This is a genomic window from Hymenobacter terricola (assembly GCF_017921975.2).
Lineage (GTDB): Bacteria > Bacteroidota > Bacteroidia > Cytophagales > Hymenobacteraceae > Hymenobacter > Hymenobacter terricola.
The window spans coordinates 169,189-188,389 of the sequence record NZ_JAGEMO020000004.1 but is presented as its reverse complement, the minus strand read 5'-3'; the positions used below and the strand labels follow the sequence as shown (position 1 = coordinate 188,389).

Here is a 19,201-nt window from a genome sequence, read left to right as displayed (position 1 = left end):
AGCGCGCTGGCCGACTCCCCGCCATGCGCCGGACCTGAAGTCCTTCGCGGAAACAGTGGTTCTGTTTACTCGCTGCTGATGGCTGTTTCCTGGCTGAATGCCAGGCGCAATCAGCCAGGAAACAGCCCCGAATGTCGTTTGACGCCGGTTTGCAGTTGTCTGTCGACGGGGATTTGCTGCCGGACGACAAAGCGAGCGGCGCGCTGGCGGGGCGTGCAATTTTGGGCTGTAACCAACCACAGCCCGTGAGGCACCGGGCCGCGAAAACCCTCCCATCATACCCGTCACTAGCCATGAGAACTATTACTAGTACGTTCCGCTTAGGCGCCATTGGCCGCGTGGGGCAACTCCTGATAATGGGCTGCCTGATGTTCAATACCGCTTGCTCCGACAACGCTGAACCCGCGCCCGACCCGTCGCCCGCCACCGACTCTTACCGGGCCGACGTGGCCGTGACGTGGCTTAATATGCAACTCAAGCTGGCCCGCACCACGCCGGTTACCACCGCGAATGTGTTCGGCCGGCCGTTTGCCTACGCCGGCATTGTGGGCTACGAAGCCGTGGTGCCGGGCATGGCGGGCTACCGCTCGCTGGCCGGCCAGCTGAACGGCCTGGCCGGGATGCCGGCCACCGATAAAAGCCAGGTCTATAACTGGCCGCTGAGCGCCAATGCGGCCCTGGCGGCCATCAGCCGGACCATGTTCGCCAACGCGTCTCCAGCGAATCTGGCCACGATGGATTCGCTGGAGGCGGCCAACAAAACGGCCTACCAGGCCAGCCTCGCCCCGGAAGTTGTCAGTCGTTCCATCGACTTTGGAAAAAAGGTGGCCGGGGCCGTGTTTGAGTGGTCGAAAACCGATGGCTACGACAACCCCGCCGTGTACACGCCGCCCACCGGGCCGGGTATGTGGGTGCCGACGCCCCCGGCTTTCGGGCCGCCCATCTTCCCCTTCTGGGGCAGCAACCGGCCGCTGGTGGCCGGCAGCGGCGACGGGGCCGACCCCGGCCCGCCGCTCGCGTATTCGACCACGCTGGGCTCGCCGTTTCAATTGATGGTGAAGGAGGTACTGGATATTGCGCAGGCCCGCACCGCCGAGCAGACCGCCATTGCCCTGTTCTGGAACGACGTGCCCAATGGCCGCAGCTTCACCCCCCCGGGGCACTGGGTTTCCATTCTGGCGCAGGTGCTGAGCCGGGAAAATGCGCCGCTGGACAAGGCCGTGCTGGCCTACGCGAAGCTGGGTATGTACATGAACGACGCCACCATCAGCTGCCTCAAAGCCAAGTACACCTACAACCTGCTGCGGCCGGTTTCCTACATCCGCAGCGCAATGGGCCAACCCACCTGGAGCCCCTTGATTCCCACGCCCGGCCACCCCGAATACAGCGCCGGCCACGCCACCGTATCCAGCTCGGCCGCCGAAGCCCTGACCGAAGTATTCGGCCCCAGCTATGCCTTCACCGACCAGAATTACGCGCAGTTTGGCCTGGGCAGTCGTTCGTACACCTCGTTTGAGCAGGCGGCTGCGGAGGCCGGAATCTCGCGCCTCTACGGTGGCATTCACTACCGGCCATCCATCGAAAAAGGCCTGGTGCAGGGCAAAAAAGTGGGTCAGACCATCAACGCGAAGCTGGTTTTTAAATAAGCGGCGTTTGAGCCAGCAGGCAAGCGAGCGGGTCGTCGCCCGACAATCGACGCAAATACGACGAAACATTTAAAGCCGATGCCCTTCGATTAGTCGGCGAGGGGGACCCGAAGCGGACAGTAGCCGGGCCGGCTGCCTCGAAACACCGGCTCCTGCTCTGCCTATCGTCTGGATGCCCGCAGTGGGCGGGCGTGGGTTGGCGCGGGTGCGGGCACGCTCTGGGGCTCAACCAGCAGGCGCACGGGCTGGCGGCCACCGGCCCGCAGGCGCAGCCAGTTGGCCAGGCGCTGCTGCTCGTCGGCGGGCAGCGGGCGGCGGGTGCGCACGGCCACCAGCACAGTGGTATCGGCCCGCAGCGAGTCGGTGGCGGGGCGCACCAGGCGGCTCAGGCCGAGCTGGCGCACGGCGGGGTGCTCCACCTGCACTTCGCGCAGCAGCGCGGCCGCGCCGGGCAGGCCGGCGGTGGCGCTGTCGGGGTGGGCCAGCAGCTGCTGGAGCTGGCCCAGGCGGGTTTCGTAGCCCATCAGGGTTTGTTCCTGGCGGCTGCGCACATCCTCGAGCACGCGGCTGCGCAGGGCCTGCGTGTCGGCCGAGTCGAGGCGGGCCAGACCCTGGCGCACGGTGAGCACGGCACCGGCCAGGCGGTAGCGTGGCAGCTGGGTGCGGGCCTTGAGCAGCTGGGCGTCGGTGAGGCGCTGGCCGGCCAGCAGCACGTTGAGGCTGTGCGCCTGGGGCAGAATGCGGCTGGTGACGACGTAGGTGCCCGGCAGGTTCAGCTGCTCTTCCACGAAGCGCTGGGCGTTGTGCGTGAAGGTGCCGTCGCGCACGATGCCGATGGCCAGGTACACGCTGGGCGCGGCCGTGAGCAGCGCCACTGCCCAGATGATGAGCCGTACGCGCCGGGCCCGCCGGTCAGTATCGAAGGTGTGCCTGGTCAGCGGCAGCACCCGACACACCAGAAACGTGGCCAGGGCAATGAAGACGCAGTTAATTGAAAACAAATACAGCGCCCCGAACAAAAACGACCAGTGCGCCGTGGCCAGCCCGTAGCCGGCCGTGCAGAGCGGCGGCATGAGGGCGGTGGCAATGGCCACGCCCGGCACGGCGTTGCTGTGGCCCTTGCGGGTGAGGGCCACGGCCCCGGCCGCCCCGCCAAACAGGGCAATGAGTACGTCCCAGGTGGTGGGCGTGGTGCGGGCCAGCAGCTCGGAGCCGGCATCGGTGAGGGGCGTGAGGCGGAAGTAAAGCGCCGACACCAGCAGGCTGAACACCGAGGCCGTGAGCAGGCTCTTGAGCCCGCGCTCAATCAGGCCCAGCTCCAGCGTGGCCGCCCCGTAGCCGATGCCCACGATGGGCCCCATGAGTGGGGAAATAAGCATGGCCCCGATGATGACGGCCGTGGAATTGACATTCAGCCCCACCGACGCCACCAGGATGGCGAAAATCAACACCCACAGGTTGGTACCCCGGAAGGGAACGCCGGCTTCCACGTCGGCCTGAATCTCGGCCGGGTCGGCCATATCATCGGTGAGCAGGAAGCGGGCGTGCAGAAAGCGGCGCAGAACGTCCAGCATAGGCAGGGAGCGGGGGCGTTATTTTTCGGGGGAGGTGGCAGGGGAAGGGCTGCCCGCCGCGTCTGAGTCTGGCTCGGCTTTTTCCGTGTCCATCAGGCGCACCCGCAGCTCGGGCAGGGTTTTCGGGAACTGCACCTCCACGATGTCGGAGGGCAGCGACACGTTGTCGGCGGCCATGAGCACGGTTTTCACCCGGTTCAGCAGGCGCGAGCGCAGCTGCAGCACGCCGCGCCGGTACTCTTCCGATTTGGCCCAGAAAAACACCTTCAGGTTCACGGTGCTGGTGGCCAGCTCATCCACGATGACGAAGGGCTCGTGCGGGGCCGTTTGCAGCACTTCGGCCTCCTGCCGCAACTGGCCGAGGATGGTTTCCATCACGCCGGGTACGTCGGCGTCGTAGTCGATGCCCACCACGAAATCCTGCCGGATGAAGCCGTCGCGGGTGAAATTCGTGACGGATTCCTTCAGCAGCACCGCGTTGGGCACGTAAATGTCCTTGCCGTCGTAGGTCTTGATGCGGGTCGTGCGCAGGTTCAGCTCCATCACCCGGCCCATGTATTCTTTCACCTGAATGCTGTCGTGCACGTTGAAGGGCCGGTTGAAGGCCAGAATGACGCCGGCCAGGAAGTTCTCGGCAATGTCCTTGAAGGCGAAGCCCACCAGAAACGCCGACAAGCCCAGCCCGCCCAGCAGCCCGCCCACCACGCCCGAGAACCCGATGATTTGCAGGGCCAGCAGCAAGCCGCCCAGCACCAGCAGCCAGCGCCCCACCTGCGTGAGGAAATTGGTGAGCAGCGGGTCGGCCGAATGGGCCGCGAGCTTGTCCGAGAGGAAGCTGCGCAGCCGGCCCGAAGCCAGCCACACCACGGCCAGCAGCACGGCCGCCACCAGCAGGCGCGGCAGCACAAATAGAAACTGTGTCCAGTAGGTATGGGCGACGGCGGTAAAGTCCTCTAGCATAAGTATAACTGGCTGATAAATGGAACGTCATGCTCTGTCTGGCATCTGCTTGTCGAAGCATGACGTTCATCAGATGTCGCTCAATGGGCTACCTAAACAGCCTCATCGGCCCGCAGCCATTCCGAGGCGGGCGGAAGCTCCTCAAAAAAGGCGGTGGACACTGCCCGGCGCAGCTGCGCGGCCACGGCAGGCGTGTGCAGGCGGTGCTCGGGCGCGAGGGTGGGCACCACGGCGTAGCGCGCAAAGGCGGTGTCTTTCAGCACGGCGGGCAGCCAGGTATTCAGCAGCCAGTCGCGGTCAGCAGGGGTGGGGGCGGCGGGCATGGCGCGGTGGTCGGCCAGCAGGCCGCGCAGCGGGTAGCGCCGCAGCAGGTTGTGGGCGTGCGTGTAGAGGGCCCGAAACTCGGGGCTCGTCATGGGCGCGCCCGACCAGTGCAGGTACAGGTAGCCGCCCTCGGGCGAGAAATCGACCGAGCCGACGGCGTTGGAGAAATAGTGTTGGGTGGGGAGCATCAAAAGGGGTACAAGCAACAATGGTGGGGCCAAGGGCCCGGTCAGGCAGCGCGGGGGGTGAGCCAGCCCAGCAGCTTCTTTAACGTAAGCCCCTGCACCACGGCCGAAAACAGCACCACGGCAAACGTCATGGGCACAAATACCTCCGGGTGCAGGCCGTCCGGCAGGCCCAGGGCCAGCGCCAGCGAAATGCCCCCGCGCAGCCCGCCCCAGCTCAGAATAGCCAGCGTGCGCGGCGGCAGTTGCCGCGACAGGCCCAGCAGCCGCGTGGGCAGGGCCAGCGCCACGTAGCGCACCAGCAGGGCCAGCACCGCCGCCGCCACGCCCAGCCCCAGGTAAAACGGGCTGAACCCAATTACCACCAGCTCCAGGCCCATGAGCACGAAGAGCACGGCGTTGAGCACCTCGTCGAGCGCCTCCCAGAACTTCTCCAGGTAGTCGCGGGTGGTATCCGACACGGCGTCGCTGCGGCTTACGTTGCCAATGGCCAGGCCCGCCACCACCATGGCCAGCGGCCCCGACACGCCCAGCGCGTGGCACAGCGCGTAGCCGCCCATCACCAGGGCCAGCGTCAGGATGACTTCGGTCTGAAAGTGGTCCACGGTTTTGATAAGCCGGTAGCCCGCGTAGGCCAGCCCCGCCCCGGCCAGCAGGCCGCCGCCCGCCTCGCGCAACAGCAGCAACGCGGCCGAGCCCGCGCCAGGCGTTTCGCCGGGCGTGGCCAGTTTCAGCAGGGTGGCAAACACCACTACCCCGAAGCCGTCGTTGAAGAGCGACTCGCCGGCCAGGTTGGTTTCGATGTTCTTATCCAGGTCCGTGGTTTTGAGAATGCCCAGCACGGCAATGGGGTCGGTGGGAGCAATGAGCGCCCCGAACAGCAAACAAGGCAGCAGCGGCAGCGCCACCCCGGCCAGGTGCAACAGGCCATAGGTGCCCACGCCCACCAGGGCCGTGGCCAGCAGCACGCCCAGCGTAGAGTAGGCCGCAATGCTCTGCCACACCGCTTTCAGGGCCTCCACCCGCACGTGCAGCGCGCCGGCAAAGAGCAGGAAGCTCAGCACCGAGCCCATCAGGAACTCCGTGAAATCAAATTGCAGCAACGCTGCCCGGACGGTGGCGGTAAAGCCCGGCACGACGCGCCCCCCAGCCAGGACCCCCATGGCCGCGACCACGCCCAGCAGCAAAAACATAATCCCCGCCGGCTGACGCAAAAAACGGGCATTCAGATAGGAGAACAGGGCGGCCAGCGTCAGCAGGGCGGCCGAAAAGGAAAATAGACTCATCCCTGGGATTAACGGCTCGCGGCAGCCGGGGTTCGTGGAACCGCCGGCTACGGCTGCGGGGTGGGGGCCGCAGGAGAGGCGGCAACCTTTGCTACTGGCCCATCTTCCTGGCTCAGCGTTTCGCGGATGAAGCCCTGGCGCAGGTGCTCATACAGCGAGTGCGGGTCCACCAGCGCGGCCACGGCCTGGGCCAGCATGGCCCCAATCAGCAGCTGGAAAATGGCCGAGTGCCGGTCCGTCATTTCCAGCACCAGAATGGCGGCCGTGAACGGCGAGCGCACCACGCCCGTGAGAAACCCCACCATGCTCACCAGAATCAGCAGGTTGCGGTCGGCCACGGCCACGTGGGCCAGCCGCGCGATGCCGTCGCCGAGCAGCGCGCCCGCGCTCAGCGAAGTGGCAAACACGCCGCCCGCCCCGCCACTGCTGTAGCTCAGGGCCATGCCCGCAAAGCGCACCGGAAACAGGTAGCCCGGCGTCACGCCGTCGTTCTGAAACAGCAGCCGGTTGATGATGGGCTTGCCCGTGCCCACGCCGTCGGGCCCCACCACGTAGGCCAGGCCGGCCAGCAGCAGGCCGCAGCCCACCACCCAGCCCGCCTGCGCCTGCAGGGTGACAAAGCGCTTGCGGTAGCCGTTGAGCCAGAGCAGGGTTTTGGCAAAATACGCGCCCGCCAGCCCGCAGGCCACGGCCGCCACCATCACCAGGGCCTGGTACCAGCCGGCCGGCGAGGTCACCTTCGGAAAGCCCAGGTAGAGGTAGGAGCCCAGGAACTGCTGGGCCGTGAGCCCGGCGATAATCACGGCGCTGAACACGGCCATGCGAAAGCGCGAGAGGTGAATCTGGGTCAGCTCCTCCACCACGAACACGATGCCCCCCAGCGGGGTGTTGAAGGCCGCCGCCAGCCCGGCCGCCCCGCCCGTCACCAGCGCAATCTGGCGCGAGAGCTGGGGCCAGCCCGCCGGCTGCAGGCGGTTGATGGCCCGGAAAATGGCCGCCGATACTTGAATGGTGGGCCCCTCGCGGCCAATAACGCCGCCGCCGAGCAGCAGCACCACGCTGCTGAGAACCTTGACTGCGGCCACCCGCAAACTCAGCAGGTAGGCCGTGTGCCGGTGCTGCACGGGGGTCGAAAGCTCGATGCCGGCCATCACCTGCGGAATGCCGCTGCCCCGCGCCGCCGGGGCCAGTCCCTTCACCAGCGCCCAGGAGGCCAGGAAGGCCAGCGGCGTGAGCCCAAAGGCCAGCGCCGGCGCAAGGCGCAGCCAGGTAAAACTCACGTCCTCGGCCCAGGCAAAAACTTTTTCGTAGCCCACGGCCATGAGCCCGGTCAGCAGCGAGGCAATCCAGAAGGGGACGCTTTGCAGGATGAGGCGCCGCACCCGCGCCGTGTACAGCGGTTGGATAAAGACGCGGTCGAACCAGGCCAGCACGCGGGCATAGCGGGAGGGAGAATCAGACATAGAAGACGCAAAGGTGCGGGTAATCCGGGCAGCAACACCACCGCGGCCGCTGGTTATGTAACCGATTTGGCGGCCGGATGGTGACACAACTTACTTCCTTCATCGCCCGTTTGGCTAATCAAGGCCGCCGCTCCAATGGTTGGAAGTAGCGTGCGCCTGCCAGATACCTTCCTTTTTGATGATGCACCTGAGCCCTCCCAACGCCGCTATGCCCCAAGGCCACTACCGCAAGTTTCTGCTGACGCTGGCCATTTCCTTCGTCATCATGTATGTGGTTATGTACCTTAATACCTACGAGCTCGACCACGTCTATTTCAGCCTCACCCGCTTCTACATGACGGTGCTGATGGTGACGGCCATGGCCGTAGTGATGCTGCTGATGATGCCCATGATGTACCCCAACAAAACGACGAACGGCCTTATCATGGGGGCCAGCCTCACGCTGTTCGTGGGGGCGCTGCTCCTGGTGCGCAGCCAGACCTTCGTGAACGACACGCGCTGGATGAAGGCCATGATTCCGCACCATTCCATCGCCATTCTCACCAGCGAGCGGGCTTCCATCAAAGACCCCGAGGTGCGCAAGCTGGCCGATGGCATCGTCGCCACCCAGAAGCGGGAAATCGAAGAGATGAAGGCCATGATTGAGCGCCTGGAGCAGCAATAGGGGCCGGCCACATCTGCCGAAGTGGTTTGAGAATTCAGGAAAATCGTTTCGAAAGAACGTCCTGCTGAGCTTGTCTAAGCAGGACGTTCTGAGTTCCGGCGCTCAGCCCAGTACCTCATCCACGCGCTGGTGAAAGAGACGGCCAATCGGGAGCTCCTGGTCGGCCACTTCGATGTGCCGGGCGCTGTAGGTTCGGATTTTATCGAGCGCCACGATAAACGAGCGATGAATGCGCAGGAAATTGCTTTCCGACAGCTTTTCCTCCATCCCGCTGATGGTTTGCTTCACCACCAGCACCGGGCCCGCCGTCAGGTGAATCTTCACGTAGTCCTTCAGGCCTTCGATGTAGAGAATGTCGCGCAGCACCACTTTCACCATCTTCCGGTCGATGCGGAAATAGAGGAAAGCCTCCGCGTTCGCGGGCGGCGCGGGTTCGGGCGGCGGGGCGGGAGCGGCCTCGGTTTTGTTGGCCTTGGCCACTGCTTTCAGGAACCGCTCCAGCGAAATCGGCTTCAGCAAATAGTCTACCGCATCCAGCTCAAAGCCCTCGTAGGCGTATTCGCGGTAGGCGGTGGTGAAGATGACCTGCGGCGGGTGGCGCAGGCTGCGCAGGAAATCAGTGCCCAGCATTTTGGGCATTTTGATGTCGAGAAACAGCAAATCCACGGGGCGCTGCTGGAGGATGCCGAAGGCCTCCAGGGCATTGCCGCAGGTGCCCACCAGCTCCAGGTGCGCCACCTCCCGCACGTAAGATTCAAGCACTTCCAGCGCCGGGGGCTCGTCGTCGACAAGTAAGCAATGTAGTTTCATGGCCGGCTATGCATTGGGGTGGAATTCCGGGGCCACGGCGGGCCGCGCGGCGGGCAACGAAGCCGCCGTGGCGGCCGTGGGGGCGCGCCGCAGGTGCAGCACCACCAGGAACGTGTCGGGGTCGGCCACCATTTTCAGCTCGTGCTGGTCGGGGTAGAGGCGGGCGAGACGCTCCCGCACGCTGCCCAGCTCGGTTTCCTCGTCCGGGGCAGGGCCGGTTTGCGGCCGGCTATTGATTACTTTGAAGGTAAAGGAGTTTTTCTTCGCCACCAAATCGAGGCTCACCCACGGGTAGTCCTGGCGGGTGTCGGCCCCGTGCCGAAACGCGTTTTCCACGAACGGCAGTAGCAGCAGCGGGGCAATGGTATGCGCTTCCAGGGCCCCGCTGAAGCTGAGCGAGACTTCCACGCGCGAGCCCAGCCGCAGCCGTTCGAGGGCTACGTAGTGCTGCATCAGCGCCACTTCTTCGGCCAGCGGCACCTCGGCCAGCTGGCTTTCGTAGAGCAGGTAGCGCAGCAGGGCCGAAAGGTGCAGCACCGCCGCCGGCGATTCGGGCGATTTTTGCTCCGTGAGGGCCTGGAGCGTGCGCAGCGTATTGAACAGGAACGCGGGCTGGAGCCGGGCCTTGAGCAACTCCAGCTCGGTGTGCAGCTTGCGTTGCAGCAGCAGCAGGCTGAGCTGCCGCTGCTCGTACCACTGGTTGAACACCTTAATGGCGCTGGCTATGCCGGCCACAATCAGCATCTCGAAGAAACCCGCGTTCAGGTCGGCGATAAGCTCCCCCCAATCCAACTTCAGGAAGGGCTTGCCGCCGAACACCACGGGCGTGAGGTAGCTGCCGAAAAACAGCCACAGCAAGTTCGAAACCAGCCCGCAGACCACCAGCCAGCCCAGCAGCAGCAGCAGAAACTGCCCCGGCTGCCGGCGCAGCAGCAAGCGCGGCAGCAGCCCGTACATCAGCGAGTAGGTGCCCAGCACCAAAGTGGGCAGCTGCGACACCAGATACGTGCGCCAGTACAGCCGCTCGCCGATAAACGCCGGATTGGGCAGCTGAATCAGCCACAAAAAAGCCGACACTGCCGCCCAGAACAGAACGTGCCGCGCTACCCGGTGGTGCAGCCAGTTTTTCATGCGTGGTGGGGGTGAGCAATGCTTTGGGAAAACTCCGAAACGGCCGGTTGGCCAGCCGCCGCCAACTGCCGGAGCGGGGCGGCTGGCGGGGCGTCGGCCATCTCCCCGCCGGGGAGTTGCAGCGTCAGCCGCACGATGTAAGTGTCGGCGCGGGCTTCGGTTTCGAAGCGGTGCCGCTGCGGGTACAGCAGCTCAAGGCGCTGGCGCACGTTGCGCAGGCCAATGCCCGATTGCGTCGGCTCGGCGGCCGTGTCATTCTTCGTGTTGATGATGACGCAGGTGAAGCGGTGGCCGGCTTCCACGGCCAGCACCACGCTGATGTGCGCCCGGCCCACCTGCTCGGCCGAGCCGTGCTTGAAGGCATTTTCGACCAGGGGCAGCAGCAGCAGCGGCGCTATTTGGGCCGTGGCGGGCAGGTCGTCGGCCCGGAATTCCAGCGTCAGGCGCGGGCCGTAGCGCAGCTGCTCCAGGGCCATGTAGTTGCGCAGCAGGGCCACTTCGTCGCGCAGCGTCACCAGCGGCGCGTCGCCCTGCTCCACCACAAATTGCAGCAGGCCGGTGAGGCGCGCCACCACCTCCGGCGCCTGGTCTGCTTGCCGGAGCGTGAGGGCGTACAGATTGTTGAGGGTGTTGAAGAGGAAGTGCGGGTGAATCTGGGCCTTAAGCAGCTGCAGCTCGGCCTGGTAGTTGTCGTGCGTGAGCTGGGCATTGTCGAGCTCCTTTTGCCGCCACTGCCGGTACACCCGCAGGCAGGCCGCCACCCCGGCCGTAATCAGCAACACGATGAACGGGCCGGGCGAAAGCGCATTGTGCGCGTCCGAAATGGGGGTTTTCAGGCCTACGTAGCGCGGCACCAGTACGAAATACCGGAAGGCATGATGGAGCGTAAGGCTCAGCAGCGCCCACCCCGCCAGCAGCAGCAGGAAGCGCGTGCGGCGGCCCTGCCACAGCGCGGGCAGCACGCCATACAGCAGCGCGTAGGTGGCCAGCATGTGCGGCACCAGCAGCAGGAGCATGTCGCGCAGTCCCAGCCGCACGTTCACGGCTACGTGGATGATGTAGGTCACCAGCCACGTGAGCACCACCGTGCGCACCAGCCAGAACAGGCCGTGCCGCAGCCAGCGCCGCTCGTCTATGGCCCGCAGCGCGTGGGTCAGCCATTGGGGGTTCGTCTGTGCCATGCCGCAATCGGTGGGTTAGCCTGAGCGTAAATATATTGAATTGCGGGTAGCTAAGGCGTTAAAAATCCGCTTTGTAGACCAACTGTTGCCGTTCATCGACCAACAACCAAACCACCCATTGGTCGGCGGCCCGCGGTCGTATTGCGCCCCGTGGGCGGTGCCGGGCGAATATGCAAGCAATGGGTTTTTCAGGCGGCCATCTTTGGGTACTTCAACGCTCCATCACCGGCTTTGCCAAGGCGTTCAGCGGCCCAATCCAATTCACCCTTATTCCCCCAAAGCCGTGAAAAAATACACCTACTTCCTCTGGTTGCTGTTGCCGCTCGGCGCCTGCAAAAAAGAATCGTCCGCGCCCCAGGTCCCAACGGCATTCTCCACCTACGACGAAGCCAAAGCCTATTTCTACGACGAGGACGCCCAGCAAATGCGGGCCATGGTGGGCCGGGATTCGGCATTTTTTGCGCGGCGTTTCGCCTCCACCTACTACAACTGCACCCCCAATGGCGACCTGAACAACAAGGCCGCCGAGATTCAGACCCTCATTCATGGGCCGTGGGTGACGGTGGAGAGCATGGCGCCGCAGTTCGACATTTTCGCTTATTCCGGCAACGTGGCCTCGCTAACCGGAACCAAGCGCATCAAAATCCGCACCCCCGCCGGCGAGTCATTCATCTACGTGCGCCGAACCACCATCTTCCAACATATTGAAGGGCAGTGGCAGGCAATTTCCGGCCAGGGCACCTACGTGCTTACCCGCTATGTAGGCCAGTAGCTGCCAGCAGCAAAGAGCCTGGCTGCTTCTCTAACAACCGCTTAGTATTTCAAATTCTCACTCTCAAGCTTTTTCTAACCATGAAAAACTCCCTCATTTTCCGCCTCGGCCTTGTGCTGCTCTTCGTCTCGATTTCGCCGCTCGCCCATGCCCAAACGCTGCCCGTCAGCACCGCTCCCGCCGGCTACTGGAACGTCGAAACCAACCTCACCACCCACAACTACAGCATCGTGCGCTTCTACAACGGCCAGGACCAGCTCGTGTATGAAGAGCGGCTCGACAACCTCTGCCTCGACATGGCCCGCCGCGGCCCGTGCCGCCGTGCCACCCGCCAGCTCAACCTGGCCCTGCAACAGGTGCTGCGCGACCCCGCTACCGGCCAATCCAACGCGGTGCTGGCGCAGCAATTTGGCCAGCACCGCCACATGCAGCGCCTCTACGCCGCCCGCTAATGGCTAGTTGGAATTAGGCCGCGCTCTATCAGAGCAGTTTCGGCATCATTGTACGCCCCAGGCAGTAGCGCGGACTTTGTAGTCCGCGTTCCCGCGCCACTAGCTCGTTCTGGGACGCGGACCACAAAGTCCGCGCTGCTGCACACCGCCCCCGAAACTGTAATAAATAATATATTTATAATATATTATTTAACTGGGCTGCTGTCAGTGTGATGCTGCCATGACGCGGCCGAATTCCGAATTCCGGCTTCCCATTCCTCCCTTTTCAACCTGAGCTTGCCATGAAACATCCTTTCGCATTGTTATCGGCAAGTAAGCTGAGTGGTTTTTTCTTGCTGCTGGCGTTGCTGGCAAGCCCGGCCCGCGCCCAGTTTTCAACCGTGGCCAGCCAAACCGTGTTCGTGTGCAATGCGGCGGGCAACCAGTTCGGCGTGCAGGCCTTTGCCGACGGCGCGGGCGGCTCCTACATCGCCTGGATTGACAAGCGCGCCGGCAACAACTCCGGCGCGGGCACCGGCCTCTACGTGCAGCACCTGAACGCCGCCGGGGTGCCGCTGCTGGCCGCCAACGGCCTGCGCCTGGTCCAGACCCGGGGCCGCGACATTTTCGGGAAAGGCCGTGCCCTGGCGCGGCGGCCTGCTGCTGGCCTGGGTGCAGGGCGCGTTCGGCATCGGCGGCGACTCGGTGCGCTGCCAGTTCTACGATGCGGCCGGCACCGCCCAGTGGAGCACGCCCACGCTCATTGCGGCCTACAGCCGGCCGGCCATTATCTACGAATCGGAAGATGCGCTGAACGTGATGCCCAACGACTCGGGCGCCACCGTCACCCACGCGCTGAGCGTGAACGGGGGCGGGGCACGCTTCACCTTCAACCGGGTGAATGCGAATGGGGTGCGGCGCTGGCCGATGAATCTCCAGCAGGTGTACGTGGCCCCGGTCGGGATTTTTCCTTCCGATTACTACCGCACCATCAGCGATGGTGGCAACGGGTTTTACATGGTGGCCAGCGCCGGCGGGTTTGGTTCGCCCATCTATGCGCAGCATTTCACGCTGCAAGGCACTGCCTGGGGCGCGTTTACCACCATTTCGGCGGGCGGGGCCTCCGGCCGGGGCTCCGACTGGCACCTGGTGCGTGACCCGGCCGGCAACCTCTACGTGGTGTGGACGTCCAACGCGGGCGACCCGCTGGTGTCGAAAGTGCTGCCCACCGGCACGCCTGGCTGGGCCGCTCCAGGCTACGTCAGTCTGACCACCAATCTTTCGTTTCAGTCCCTGCCCGATGCCCTGTGGTACAATAATGCCCTTTGGGTGGTGTGGAACGATGATATCCCGCCGGCCAGCAACGCGTTCCAATACATGCAGAAAGTAGATGCCGCCGGGACCCTGGCCTGGCCCGCCACCGGCGTACTGGTCAACAACCTGCCGGCATTTACGCCTTACCCCAGGCTGGCCGCCTCCGACAACGGCTCCGTGATGGCCTTCTACGTCACCACCTACAGTGCCGGCACCGGCCTGCGGGCCCAGAAAATCCGTCCCGATGCCACGCTGGCCTTCCCCGTCAATGGCGTGGCCCTCCACACCGTGGACCCCGACCGCCTCGCCAGCGTCGATTCCGCGCCCGTAACCCAGCCCAATGGTTCGGTGCAGTTCTTCTGGGCTTCGGCCGGGGCCGCCCCCACGGGGCAGGACGTCTGCGCGGGCCGGATGCAGAACGCCGGCACCCTGCTCAGCACCGAAAGGGCCGCCGAGGCCGCCGGTTTCGACGTTTTTCCCAATCCCGCCACGAGTGAGCTGCGGGTACGCTTGCCGCTGGGTGCTACCGCCAGGCAGCTGCGGCTGTACGATGCGCTGGGCCGGCCGGTGCGCGCTTATGCCGAGGCCGGGCCGGCTGCGGCGCTATCATTGCGCGGGCTGCCGGCGGGGCTGTATGTGCTGCGCGGCACGCTGGCCGGGCAGGAAGTGAGCCGCCGCGTGGTAGTGCAGTAGCATCACGGGCCGCAGTTTTGCGCGCAGCGCGTAACTGCGGCCCGTGGTGCTGCCTCGTGGCTACTCTACCGTGAGGGCGGCCACCACTTCACCCAGCGGCAACACCTGCTCCACGCCCGAGGCCATGATTTTGATTTTGGCCACGCCGGCCGCAATCTCCTCCGGGCCGAGGACGATTACCAGGGGAATGCCCTTGGCGTCGGCGTACTTGAACTGCTTTTGCAGCTTGCTGGCATCGGGGTACAACTCGCTGGGGATGCCGGCCGCCCGCAATTGTGCCAGCAGCGGCAGCGCGGCCCGGCCGCTGGCCACGTCGAAGTGCGTGATGAGGCAGCGGGTGGGGGTTTCGGCCGTTACGGTGAACAAATCCAGCGCCTCCAGGCAGTCGTACAGGCGGTCGACGCCAAACGAGAAGCCCACGCCCGACACGCCCGGCAGCCCAAACGAGCCGGTGAGGTTGTCGTAGCGCCCGCCGCCGCTCACGCTGCCCATCTGCACGTTGTTGATTTTTACTTCGAAAATGCAGCCCGTGTAGTAGGAGAGGCCCCGCGCCAGGGTGGGGTCGAATTCGAGCCGGTCGAACTGCCGGAAGCCGGAGGCGGTGAGCAAGTCCAGCACCTCGGCCAGTTCCGTCAGGCCCCGGTAGTTGGCCATCGCCTCGTCCGATTCTTCGTCGCCGGGGCGCACCCCGTCCGGCTCCACGCCGGCCGTGACGAAGCCCGCCATCAGCCGCTGCAGCTTCTCTTCGTAGCTGCCCGCCACGCTCAGCAGCGCAAACAGCGTCTCAATCGTGGGCTCCGAAAAGCCACGTTCCAGCAGCTCTTTGGTCACGCCATCGCGCCCAATTTTATCGAGCTTATCAATGGCCACGAACAAACCCGTCTCGTTGCCCTCGCTGCCCAGCGCCTGGTAGATGTTGCGCAGCACGCCCCGGTGGTTGATTTTTATGGTGAAATCATCCAGCCCCAGCCCGTTCAGCACCTGGGCCGTCATCAGCACGATTTCGGCTTCGCAGAGCAGCGAGTCGGTGCCCACCACGTCGGCGTCGCACTGGTAAAACTCGCGGTAGCGTCCTCGGGCTGGCCGGTCGCCGCGCCACACGGGCTGCATCTGGTAGCGCTTGAAGGGGAAGGTGAGGGTGCCCCGATTCATGGCCACGTAGCGGGCAAAAGGCACGGTGAGGTCGTAGCGCAGGCCTTTTTCGGCAATTTTGGGCAGCAGGGCTTTCGAGCCGGTTTCTAAATCGAAAGCCGTGACGTCCTTGGCGAAATCGCCGGAGTTCAGGACTTTAAACAGGAGCTGGTCGCCCTCGTCGCCGTACTTGCCGGTGAGGACGGACAGGTTTTCCAGCGTCGGCGTTTCGAGCGGCGCGAAGCCAAACGACTCGAACGTGCGGCGGATGACATTGAAAATGTGCTGGCGGCGCGCCACCTGGGCCGGCCCAAAGTCGCGGGTGCCTTTCGGAATACTCGGTTTTTGCATAACGGGGCAAAGGTAACGGCGCGCTACACGACAACCGCCAAACGAAAAAGCCGCTTCCCTCAATCGAGGAAAGCGGCTTTCAATGCTGCGAAGGGCGTGCTTACGGCTTAGACGCAGCTTTGGCTTTGGGGCCCGACTTCTGGCGCTCGCTCTCGCGCACGCCACCCACTTGTTCGTACTGGTCGCTGTCTTTGGTGAATTTCCGGCCCACGCCAATCAAGTAGTTATTCAGAAGTAAACGGGGTGTTGGTTGCTGGTTGTTTGTTGTCAGTCAAACGCTTATAAAGCCACGAACAACTGCCCGCTAATGACTAATAACTTAGAATGGCGCTTGATTTCTTGGCCAGCAGCGTTTCGGCGGCTTCGAGCTGGTTTTTAAGGGCGTCCAGCTCCTTGTAGGAATAAGCCGCCCGCCGGGCGAGCCGGAAAATCCACACCAAAAAATAAACCCCGCCGCCGGACGAACCGACGACGGGGCTTTTCGCAGAAAAAAGGCAGGTATCAGGAATTACTCTTTCTTGAATTCAAATTCGCCGCCGCCCTGCTTCAGCTTGAACAGGGGCTGGGCCGGGTCGAACTCGACGCGGATGCCGGCCTGGTCGAATTTGAACACGTCTTTGCTCACGGGTTCCAGCGCGAAGGCGGGCTGGCCGGTGGCCTGGGACTTGAGGGTGCTGCCCTCGCGGGTGAAGGTGATTTTCAGGGGAATCTGGGGGCTGGCGTAGGTGCCCACGTAGCGGTCGAGGTCGGCGGGGGCGGGGGTGAAGCCGGTGGTCAGAAACTCCGGTTTCAGGGCCACGCGGGTGTCGCGCTCGGCCAGGGCCCAGGCCGTGTGGAAGATGAGCTGGTCGCGGCGGGCCATGGCCGGGAAGTCAATCAGGGCCACGTCGTCGGTGGCCTTGTGGTACTGCGGGTGCAGGCCGCTGGTGTAGAAGATAATCGGGACGTTGTGCTTGGCGAAGTTGTAGTGGTCGGAGCGGTAGTAAATCTGCTCGGGGTCGGCCGGGTCGTTGTATTTGTAGTCGAGGGCCACCGGGTTGTACTGCTGGTTGGTGGCTTCGCTCAGGGTATTGAGCTCGGTCGAGAGGCGGTCGGCACCCACCAGGTACACGTAGTCGCCCTTGCCCTGGTGCAAGCTGTCCACGCGGCCCACCATGTCGATGTTGAGGTCCGTCACGGTGCTGGCCAGGGGGAATATGGGATGGTCGGTGTAGTACTGCGAGCCGAGCAGGCCTTCTTCCTCGCCGGTATTGGCCAGGAAGAGCAGGCTGCGGCGCGGGCCGTGGCCCTCTTTTTTGGCCTGGGTGAAGGCGCGGGCCATGGCCAGCACGCTCACCGTGCCCGAGCCGTCGTCGTCGGCCCCGTTGAACACCACGCCGTCCTTGATGCCGAGGTGGTCGTAGTGGGCAGATACCACGATTACTTCATCCTTCTTGTCGCCGCCTTCGAGGTAGCCCAGCACGTTTTCGGTGGTGAAGGGCTCCGAATGCAGGCTGGCCTGCGCCGTAGCGGCGGCTGGTTTGAAGGGCGCGGCCACCGGCTTGCCGGCCTTGGCCACGGCCTGGCGGTATTTGTCGAGGCCGGCCGGGGTGGTGCCCAGCAGCCTGGCCCCCATTTCGGGCGAGGCCACGAAGATGTTAAACCCGCCCTTTTTCTCCTTTTCGCCGTCAAAAGCCAGCTCTTCGTGCCCAACCAGCTGGTCGTAGCCCTTGGGAACTGCCGCAAAGGCGGCGGCGGTGGGCATTACCACCGTGATGGAGCGCGCGCCCAGCGGGAAAATGGACCGCCGCCGGGCCCCCAGGCCTTCCAGCGTGGTGGGGGCGTAGGGGCTGGGCTTGCCATCGGGGCCGAGCAGGGATTTTCCCTGGGCCGTGAGGGGCTCGCCGGCCAGCAGAATGATGTCTTTGCCCTTGTAATCGGCGGCGGTAGCGAAATCGGAGTACTTCTCTTCCTTAATGCCGTAGCCCACAAACACCGGTTGCAGCGGCGTGGGCGCAGCGAAGGCTTCGGTCAGGGCCGCGTAGAAATCGCGCTTGCCCTGGAAGGTCTGTCCGCCCACTTTCACGGTGCTGGCCGGCAGGTCGAGGCTGGTGCGCTTCATGCCGAAGTGCTGGATGTAGGGGTTGTCGGAGCCCGCCACGGGGCCGGCCAGGCCGTCGGCCGCGAAGGCTTTGGCGAGGTAGTCGGCGGCCATTTTCTGGCCTTTCTTGCCGGTTTCGCGGCCCTCGTAGGCATCGGAGGCCAACACGTCGAGGTCGGCTTTGAGGCCGGCGGGCGTGATGGTGGCGGCGTAGGGCAGCGACCAGTCGGTGGGCGTGGCGGCTGGGGCGGGGGCGTTCGGAGCAGTTGCTTCCGTACGGCCGGGCTTGGTCTTGATTTTGACTTTGCCGGGCTGCGCGGCCAGCGGGCCGACCGTGAGCAAGCCGGCCAGGGTCAGGTACAACGGAGTTTTCATGAAAGCAGAACAGTGAAAAAAAGAAAGGGGGAGCGGCGTAGCAGAAGGCGCTAAAGTAGCGATTGGAGGCCGGTTAGCGGGCCGGTTGCGTCAGCAGGGCCGGGCCGGCGGCCGGGCTTTGGGGAATGGTTTCGCCGGGGGCTGGTTTGTCCCGCACTCCCTTGATGATGAACCACAGGCACAGTGCCAGCTCGCCGAGAAAGGAAACCCCGGCAAAATAAGGAAACCAGGGGTTGGCAAAATGCCGCGACAGAAACAACACCAGCGAGTTGGCCAGGTAACTGAAGCCGGCCAGCGCGTAGAGGACGCCAAAAACCCGGGGCACCAGCCCCGACCGGAAAAGCAGGTGGCCAATGATGATGCAATAGAAAGCGAAAAAGAACAGCCCGATGCCGTAGCCCAGCTCCTGCATGTTGAGCGAATGCGCGGCGAGCGCTGCCAGCTGGGCCGGAGAAAAAACGGTCCGGACCTGGTCGGTGCCGCTCCACAGCAGCGGCGACAGCTGGTTCAACAAATTGGCGGCAGTCACGGCCGTCTGCACCAGCACGAAGAACATGGCCAGCCGGGCCAGGTATTTGCCAAACGGCTTCAGCAGTACGTACATGATGAGCACCCCCGGCAGCCCCACCGCGAAGTTGCAGAGGTCGGCCACAAACCCCGCCCGGTACAGCATTTCCGAGTGCTGGATGTTGTGGAAGGTGGCCAGGGCATTGCCGTGCACCGCCAGCGCCTGCCGCACAAATACCTCGGCAAACAGTCCGGTAGCGATGACAACCAGATACAGGAGGCCGGCAATCCGGGCCATTTTGTTGTTGGGGCTCATGCTGTCC

At 64.3% G+C, this 19,201-nt stretch carries 17 protein-coding genes; 5 read left to right on the top strand and 12 right to left on the bottom strand.

The features are described 5' to 3' along the window. Window positions 1–293 precede the first annotated feature (293 nt). Window positions 294–1,646, top strand: a complete 1,353-nt coding sequence (locus J4G38_RS05885) for a vanadium-dependent haloperoxidase (protein WP_210516054.1) — start codon at window positions 294–296, stop codon at window positions 1,644–1,646. Window positions 1,647–1,807: 161 nt separating this feature from the next. On the opposite strand, the gene J4G38_RS05880 is transcribed toward J4G38_RS05885, so the two are convergent. The 5 genes from J4G38_RS05880 to J4G38_RS05860 all read right to left on the bottom strand — a co-directional run bounded on the left by J4G38_RS05880 (window position 1,808) and on the right by J4G38_RS05860 (window position 7,438). After that, a complete protein-coding gene (locus tag J4G38_RS05880) occupies window positions 1,808–3,220 on the bottom strand; it encodes a DUF389 domain-containing protein (protein WP_210516056.1) in 1,413 nt (470 codons plus the stop codon). Between the two features lie 18 nt (window positions 3,221–3,238). Then, the gene (locus J4G38_RS05875) at window positions 3,239–4,180 is read right to left on the bottom strand and encodes a mechanosensitive ion channel family protein (protein WP_210516058.1); all 942 of its coding nucleotides are present in this window, start codon (window positions 4,178–4,180) and stop codon (window positions 3,239–3,241) included. A 92-nt stretch (window positions 4,181–4,272) separates the two neighbouring features. Beyond that, a complete protein-coding gene (locus J4G38_RS05870; protein WP_210516060.1) occupies window positions 4,273–4,692 on the bottom strand; it encodes a hypothetical protein in 420 nt (139 codons plus the stop codon). Between the two features lie 41 nt (window positions 4,693–4,733). Then, window positions 4,734–5,975, bottom strand: a complete 1,242-nt coding sequence (locus tag J4G38_RS05865; protein WP_210516062.1) for a cation:proton antiporter — start codon at window positions 5,973–5,975, stop codon at window positions 4,734–4,736. A 47-nt stretch (window positions 5,976–6,022) separates the two neighbouring features. Further along, window positions 6,023–7,438, bottom strand: a complete 1,416-nt coding sequence (locus J4G38_RS05860) for a chloride channel protein (protein WP_210516064.1) — start codon at window positions 7,436–7,438, stop codon at window positions 6,023–6,025. 178 nt (window positions 7,439–7,616) lie between these two features. Between J4G38_RS05860 and J4G38_RS05855 the strand changes: the two genes are divergently transcribed. After that, on the top strand, window positions 7,617–8,102 hold the full coding sequence (locus tag J4G38_RS05855) for a DUF305 domain-containing protein (protein WP_226163184.1): 486 nt from the start codon (window positions 7,617–7,619) through the stop codon (window positions 8,100–8,102). Between the two features lie 102 nt (window positions 8,103–8,204). Here J4G38_RS05855 and J4G38_RS05850 read toward each other — a convergent pair whose 3' ends face one another. Genes J4G38_RS05850 through J4G38_RS05840 form a run of 3 tightly spaced genes read right to left on the bottom strand, consistent with a single transcriptional unit; the run spans window position 8,205 to window position 11,224 of the window. Beyond that, window positions 8,205–8,912: a LytR/AlgR family response regulator transcription factor gene (locus J4G38_RS05850; protein WP_210516068.1), complete on the bottom strand. Its 708-nt coding sequence runs from the start codon at window positions 8,910–8,912 to the stop codon at window positions 8,205–8,207. Window positions 8,913–8,918: 6 nt separating this feature from the next. Continuing rightward, window positions 8,919–10,043 carry a sensor histidine kinase gene (locus J4G38_RS05845; RefSeq protein ID WP_210516071.1) on the bottom strand — a complete coding sequence of 375 codons (1,125 nt, stop codon included), beginning with the start codon at window positions 10,041–10,043 and terminating at the stop codon, window positions 8,919–8,921. Further along, window positions 10,040–11,224: a sensor histidine kinase gene (locus J4G38_RS05840; RefSeq protein WP_210516072.1), complete on the bottom strand. Its 1,185-nt coding sequence runs from the start codon at window positions 11,222–11,224 to the stop codon at window positions 10,040–10,042. The genes J4G38_RS05845 and J4G38_RS05840 overlap by 4 nt, the downstream gene beginning before the upstream one ends. A 283-nt stretch (window positions 11,225–11,507) precedes the next feature. On the opposite strand from J4G38_RS05840, the gene J4G38_RS05835 reads away from it, so the two are divergent. From J4G38_RS05835 to J4G38_RS28930, 3 genes are all read left to right on the top strand, one after another. Continuing rightward, on the top strand, window positions 11,508–11,996 hold the full coding sequence (locus J4G38_RS05835) for a nuclear transport factor 2 family protein (protein ID WP_210516074.1): 489 nt from the start codon (window positions 11,508–11,510) through the stop codon (window positions 11,994–11,996). Window positions 11,997–12,076: 80 nt separating this feature from the next. Continuing rightward, the gene (locus tag J4G38_RS05830) at window positions 12,077–12,448 is read left to right on the top strand and encodes a hypothetical protein (protein WP_210516076.1); all 372 of its coding nucleotides are present in this window, start codon (window positions 12,077–12,079) and stop codon (window positions 12,446–12,448) included. 618 nt (window positions 12,449–13,066) lie between these two features. Further along, window positions 13,067–14,434: a T9SS type A sorting domain-containing protein gene (locus J4G38_RS28930; RefSeq protein ID WP_210516080.1), complete on the top strand. Its 1,368-nt coding sequence runs from the start codon at window positions 13,067–13,069 to the stop codon at window positions 14,432–14,434. Between the two features lie 60 nt (window positions 14,435–14,494). Here J4G38_RS28930 and hisS read toward each other — a convergent pair whose 3' ends face one another. From hisS to J4G38_RS05810, 4 genes are all read right to left on the bottom strand, one after another. Beyond that, window positions 14,495–15,916: a histidine--tRNA ligase gene (gene hisS, locus J4G38_RS05820; RefSeq protein ID WP_210516082.1), complete on the bottom strand. Its 1,422-nt coding sequence runs from the start codon at window positions 15,914–15,916 to the stop codon at window positions 14,495–14,497. Between the two features lie 311 nt (window positions 15,917–16,227). After that, a complete protein-coding gene (locus J4G38_RS28570; protein ID WP_262905928.1) occupies window positions 16,228–16,356 on the bottom strand; it encodes a hypothetical protein in 129 nt (42 codons plus the stop codon). Window positions 16,357–16,424: 68 nt separating this feature from the next. Continuing rightward, entirely contained in the window at window positions 16,425–18,371 is a 1,947-nt protein-coding gene (locus J4G38_RS05815) for a M28 family peptidase (protein ID WP_210516084.1), read from the bottom strand. Window positions 18,372–18,444: 73 nt separating this feature from the next. After that, window positions 18,445–19,194: a DUF4386 domain-containing protein gene (locus tag J4G38_RS05810; protein WP_210516086.1), complete on the bottom strand. Its 750-nt coding sequence runs from the start codon at window positions 19,192–19,194 to the stop codon at window positions 18,445–18,447. Between the last annotated feature and the right edge of the window lie 7 nt (window positions 19,195–19,201).

Coding starts and splice junctions, on each gene's coding strand:
- J4G38_RS05850 (WP_210516068.1), bottom strand. CDS start 8,912: ATGAAACTACATTGCTTACTTGTCGACGACGAGCCCCCGGCGCTGGAA.
- J4G38_RS05885 (WP_210516054.1), top strand. CDS start 294: ATGAGAACTATTACTAGTACGTTCCGCTTAGGCGCCATTGGCCGCGTG.
- J4G38_RS05830 (WP_210516076.1), top strand. CDS start 12,077: ATGAAAAACTCCCTCATTTTCCGCCTCGGCCTTGTGCTGCTCTTCGTC.
- J4G38_RS05840 (WP_210516072.1), bottom strand. CDS start 11,224: ATGGCACAGACGAACCCCCAATGGCTGACCCACGCGCTGCGGGCCATA.
- J4G38_RS05880 (WP_210516056.1), bottom strand. CDS start 3,220: ATGCTGGACGTTCTGCGCCGCTTTCTGCACGCCCGCTTCCTGCTCACC.
- J4G38_RS05860 (WP_210516064.1), bottom strand. CDS start 7,438: ATGTCTGATTCTCCCTCCCGCTATGCCCGCGTGCTGGCCTGGTTCGAC.
- J4G38_RS05845 (WP_210516071.1), bottom strand. CDS start 10,043: ATGAAAAACTGGCTGCACCACCGGGTAGCGCGGCACGTTCTGTTCTGG.
- J4G38_RS05875 (WP_210516058.1), bottom strand. CDS start 4,180: ATGCTAGAGGACTTTACCGCCGTCGCCCATACCTACTGGACACAGTTT.
- J4G38_RS05865 (WP_210516062.1), bottom strand. CDS start 5,975: ATGAGTCTATTTTCCTTTTCGGCCGCCCTGCTGACGCTGGCCGCCCTG.
- hisS (WP_210516082.1), bottom strand. CDS start 15,916: ATGCAAAAACCGAGTATTCCGAAAGGCACCCGCGACTTTGGGCCGGCC.
- J4G38_RS05810 (WP_210516086.1), bottom strand. CDS start 19,194: ATGAGCCCCAACAACAAAATGGCCCGGATTGCCGGCCTCCTGTATCTG.
- J4G38_RS05870 (WP_210516060.1), bottom strand. CDS start 4,692: ATGCTCCCCACCCAACACTATTTCTCCAACGCCGTCGGCTCGGTCGAT.
- J4G38_RS05855 (WP_226163184.1), top strand. CDS start 7,617: ATGATGCACCTGAGCCCTCCCAACGCCGCTATGCCCCAAGGCCACTAC.
- J4G38_RS05815 (WP_210516084.1), bottom strand. CDS start 18,371: ATGAAAACTCCGTTGTACCTGACCCTGGCCGGCTTGCTCACGGTCGGC.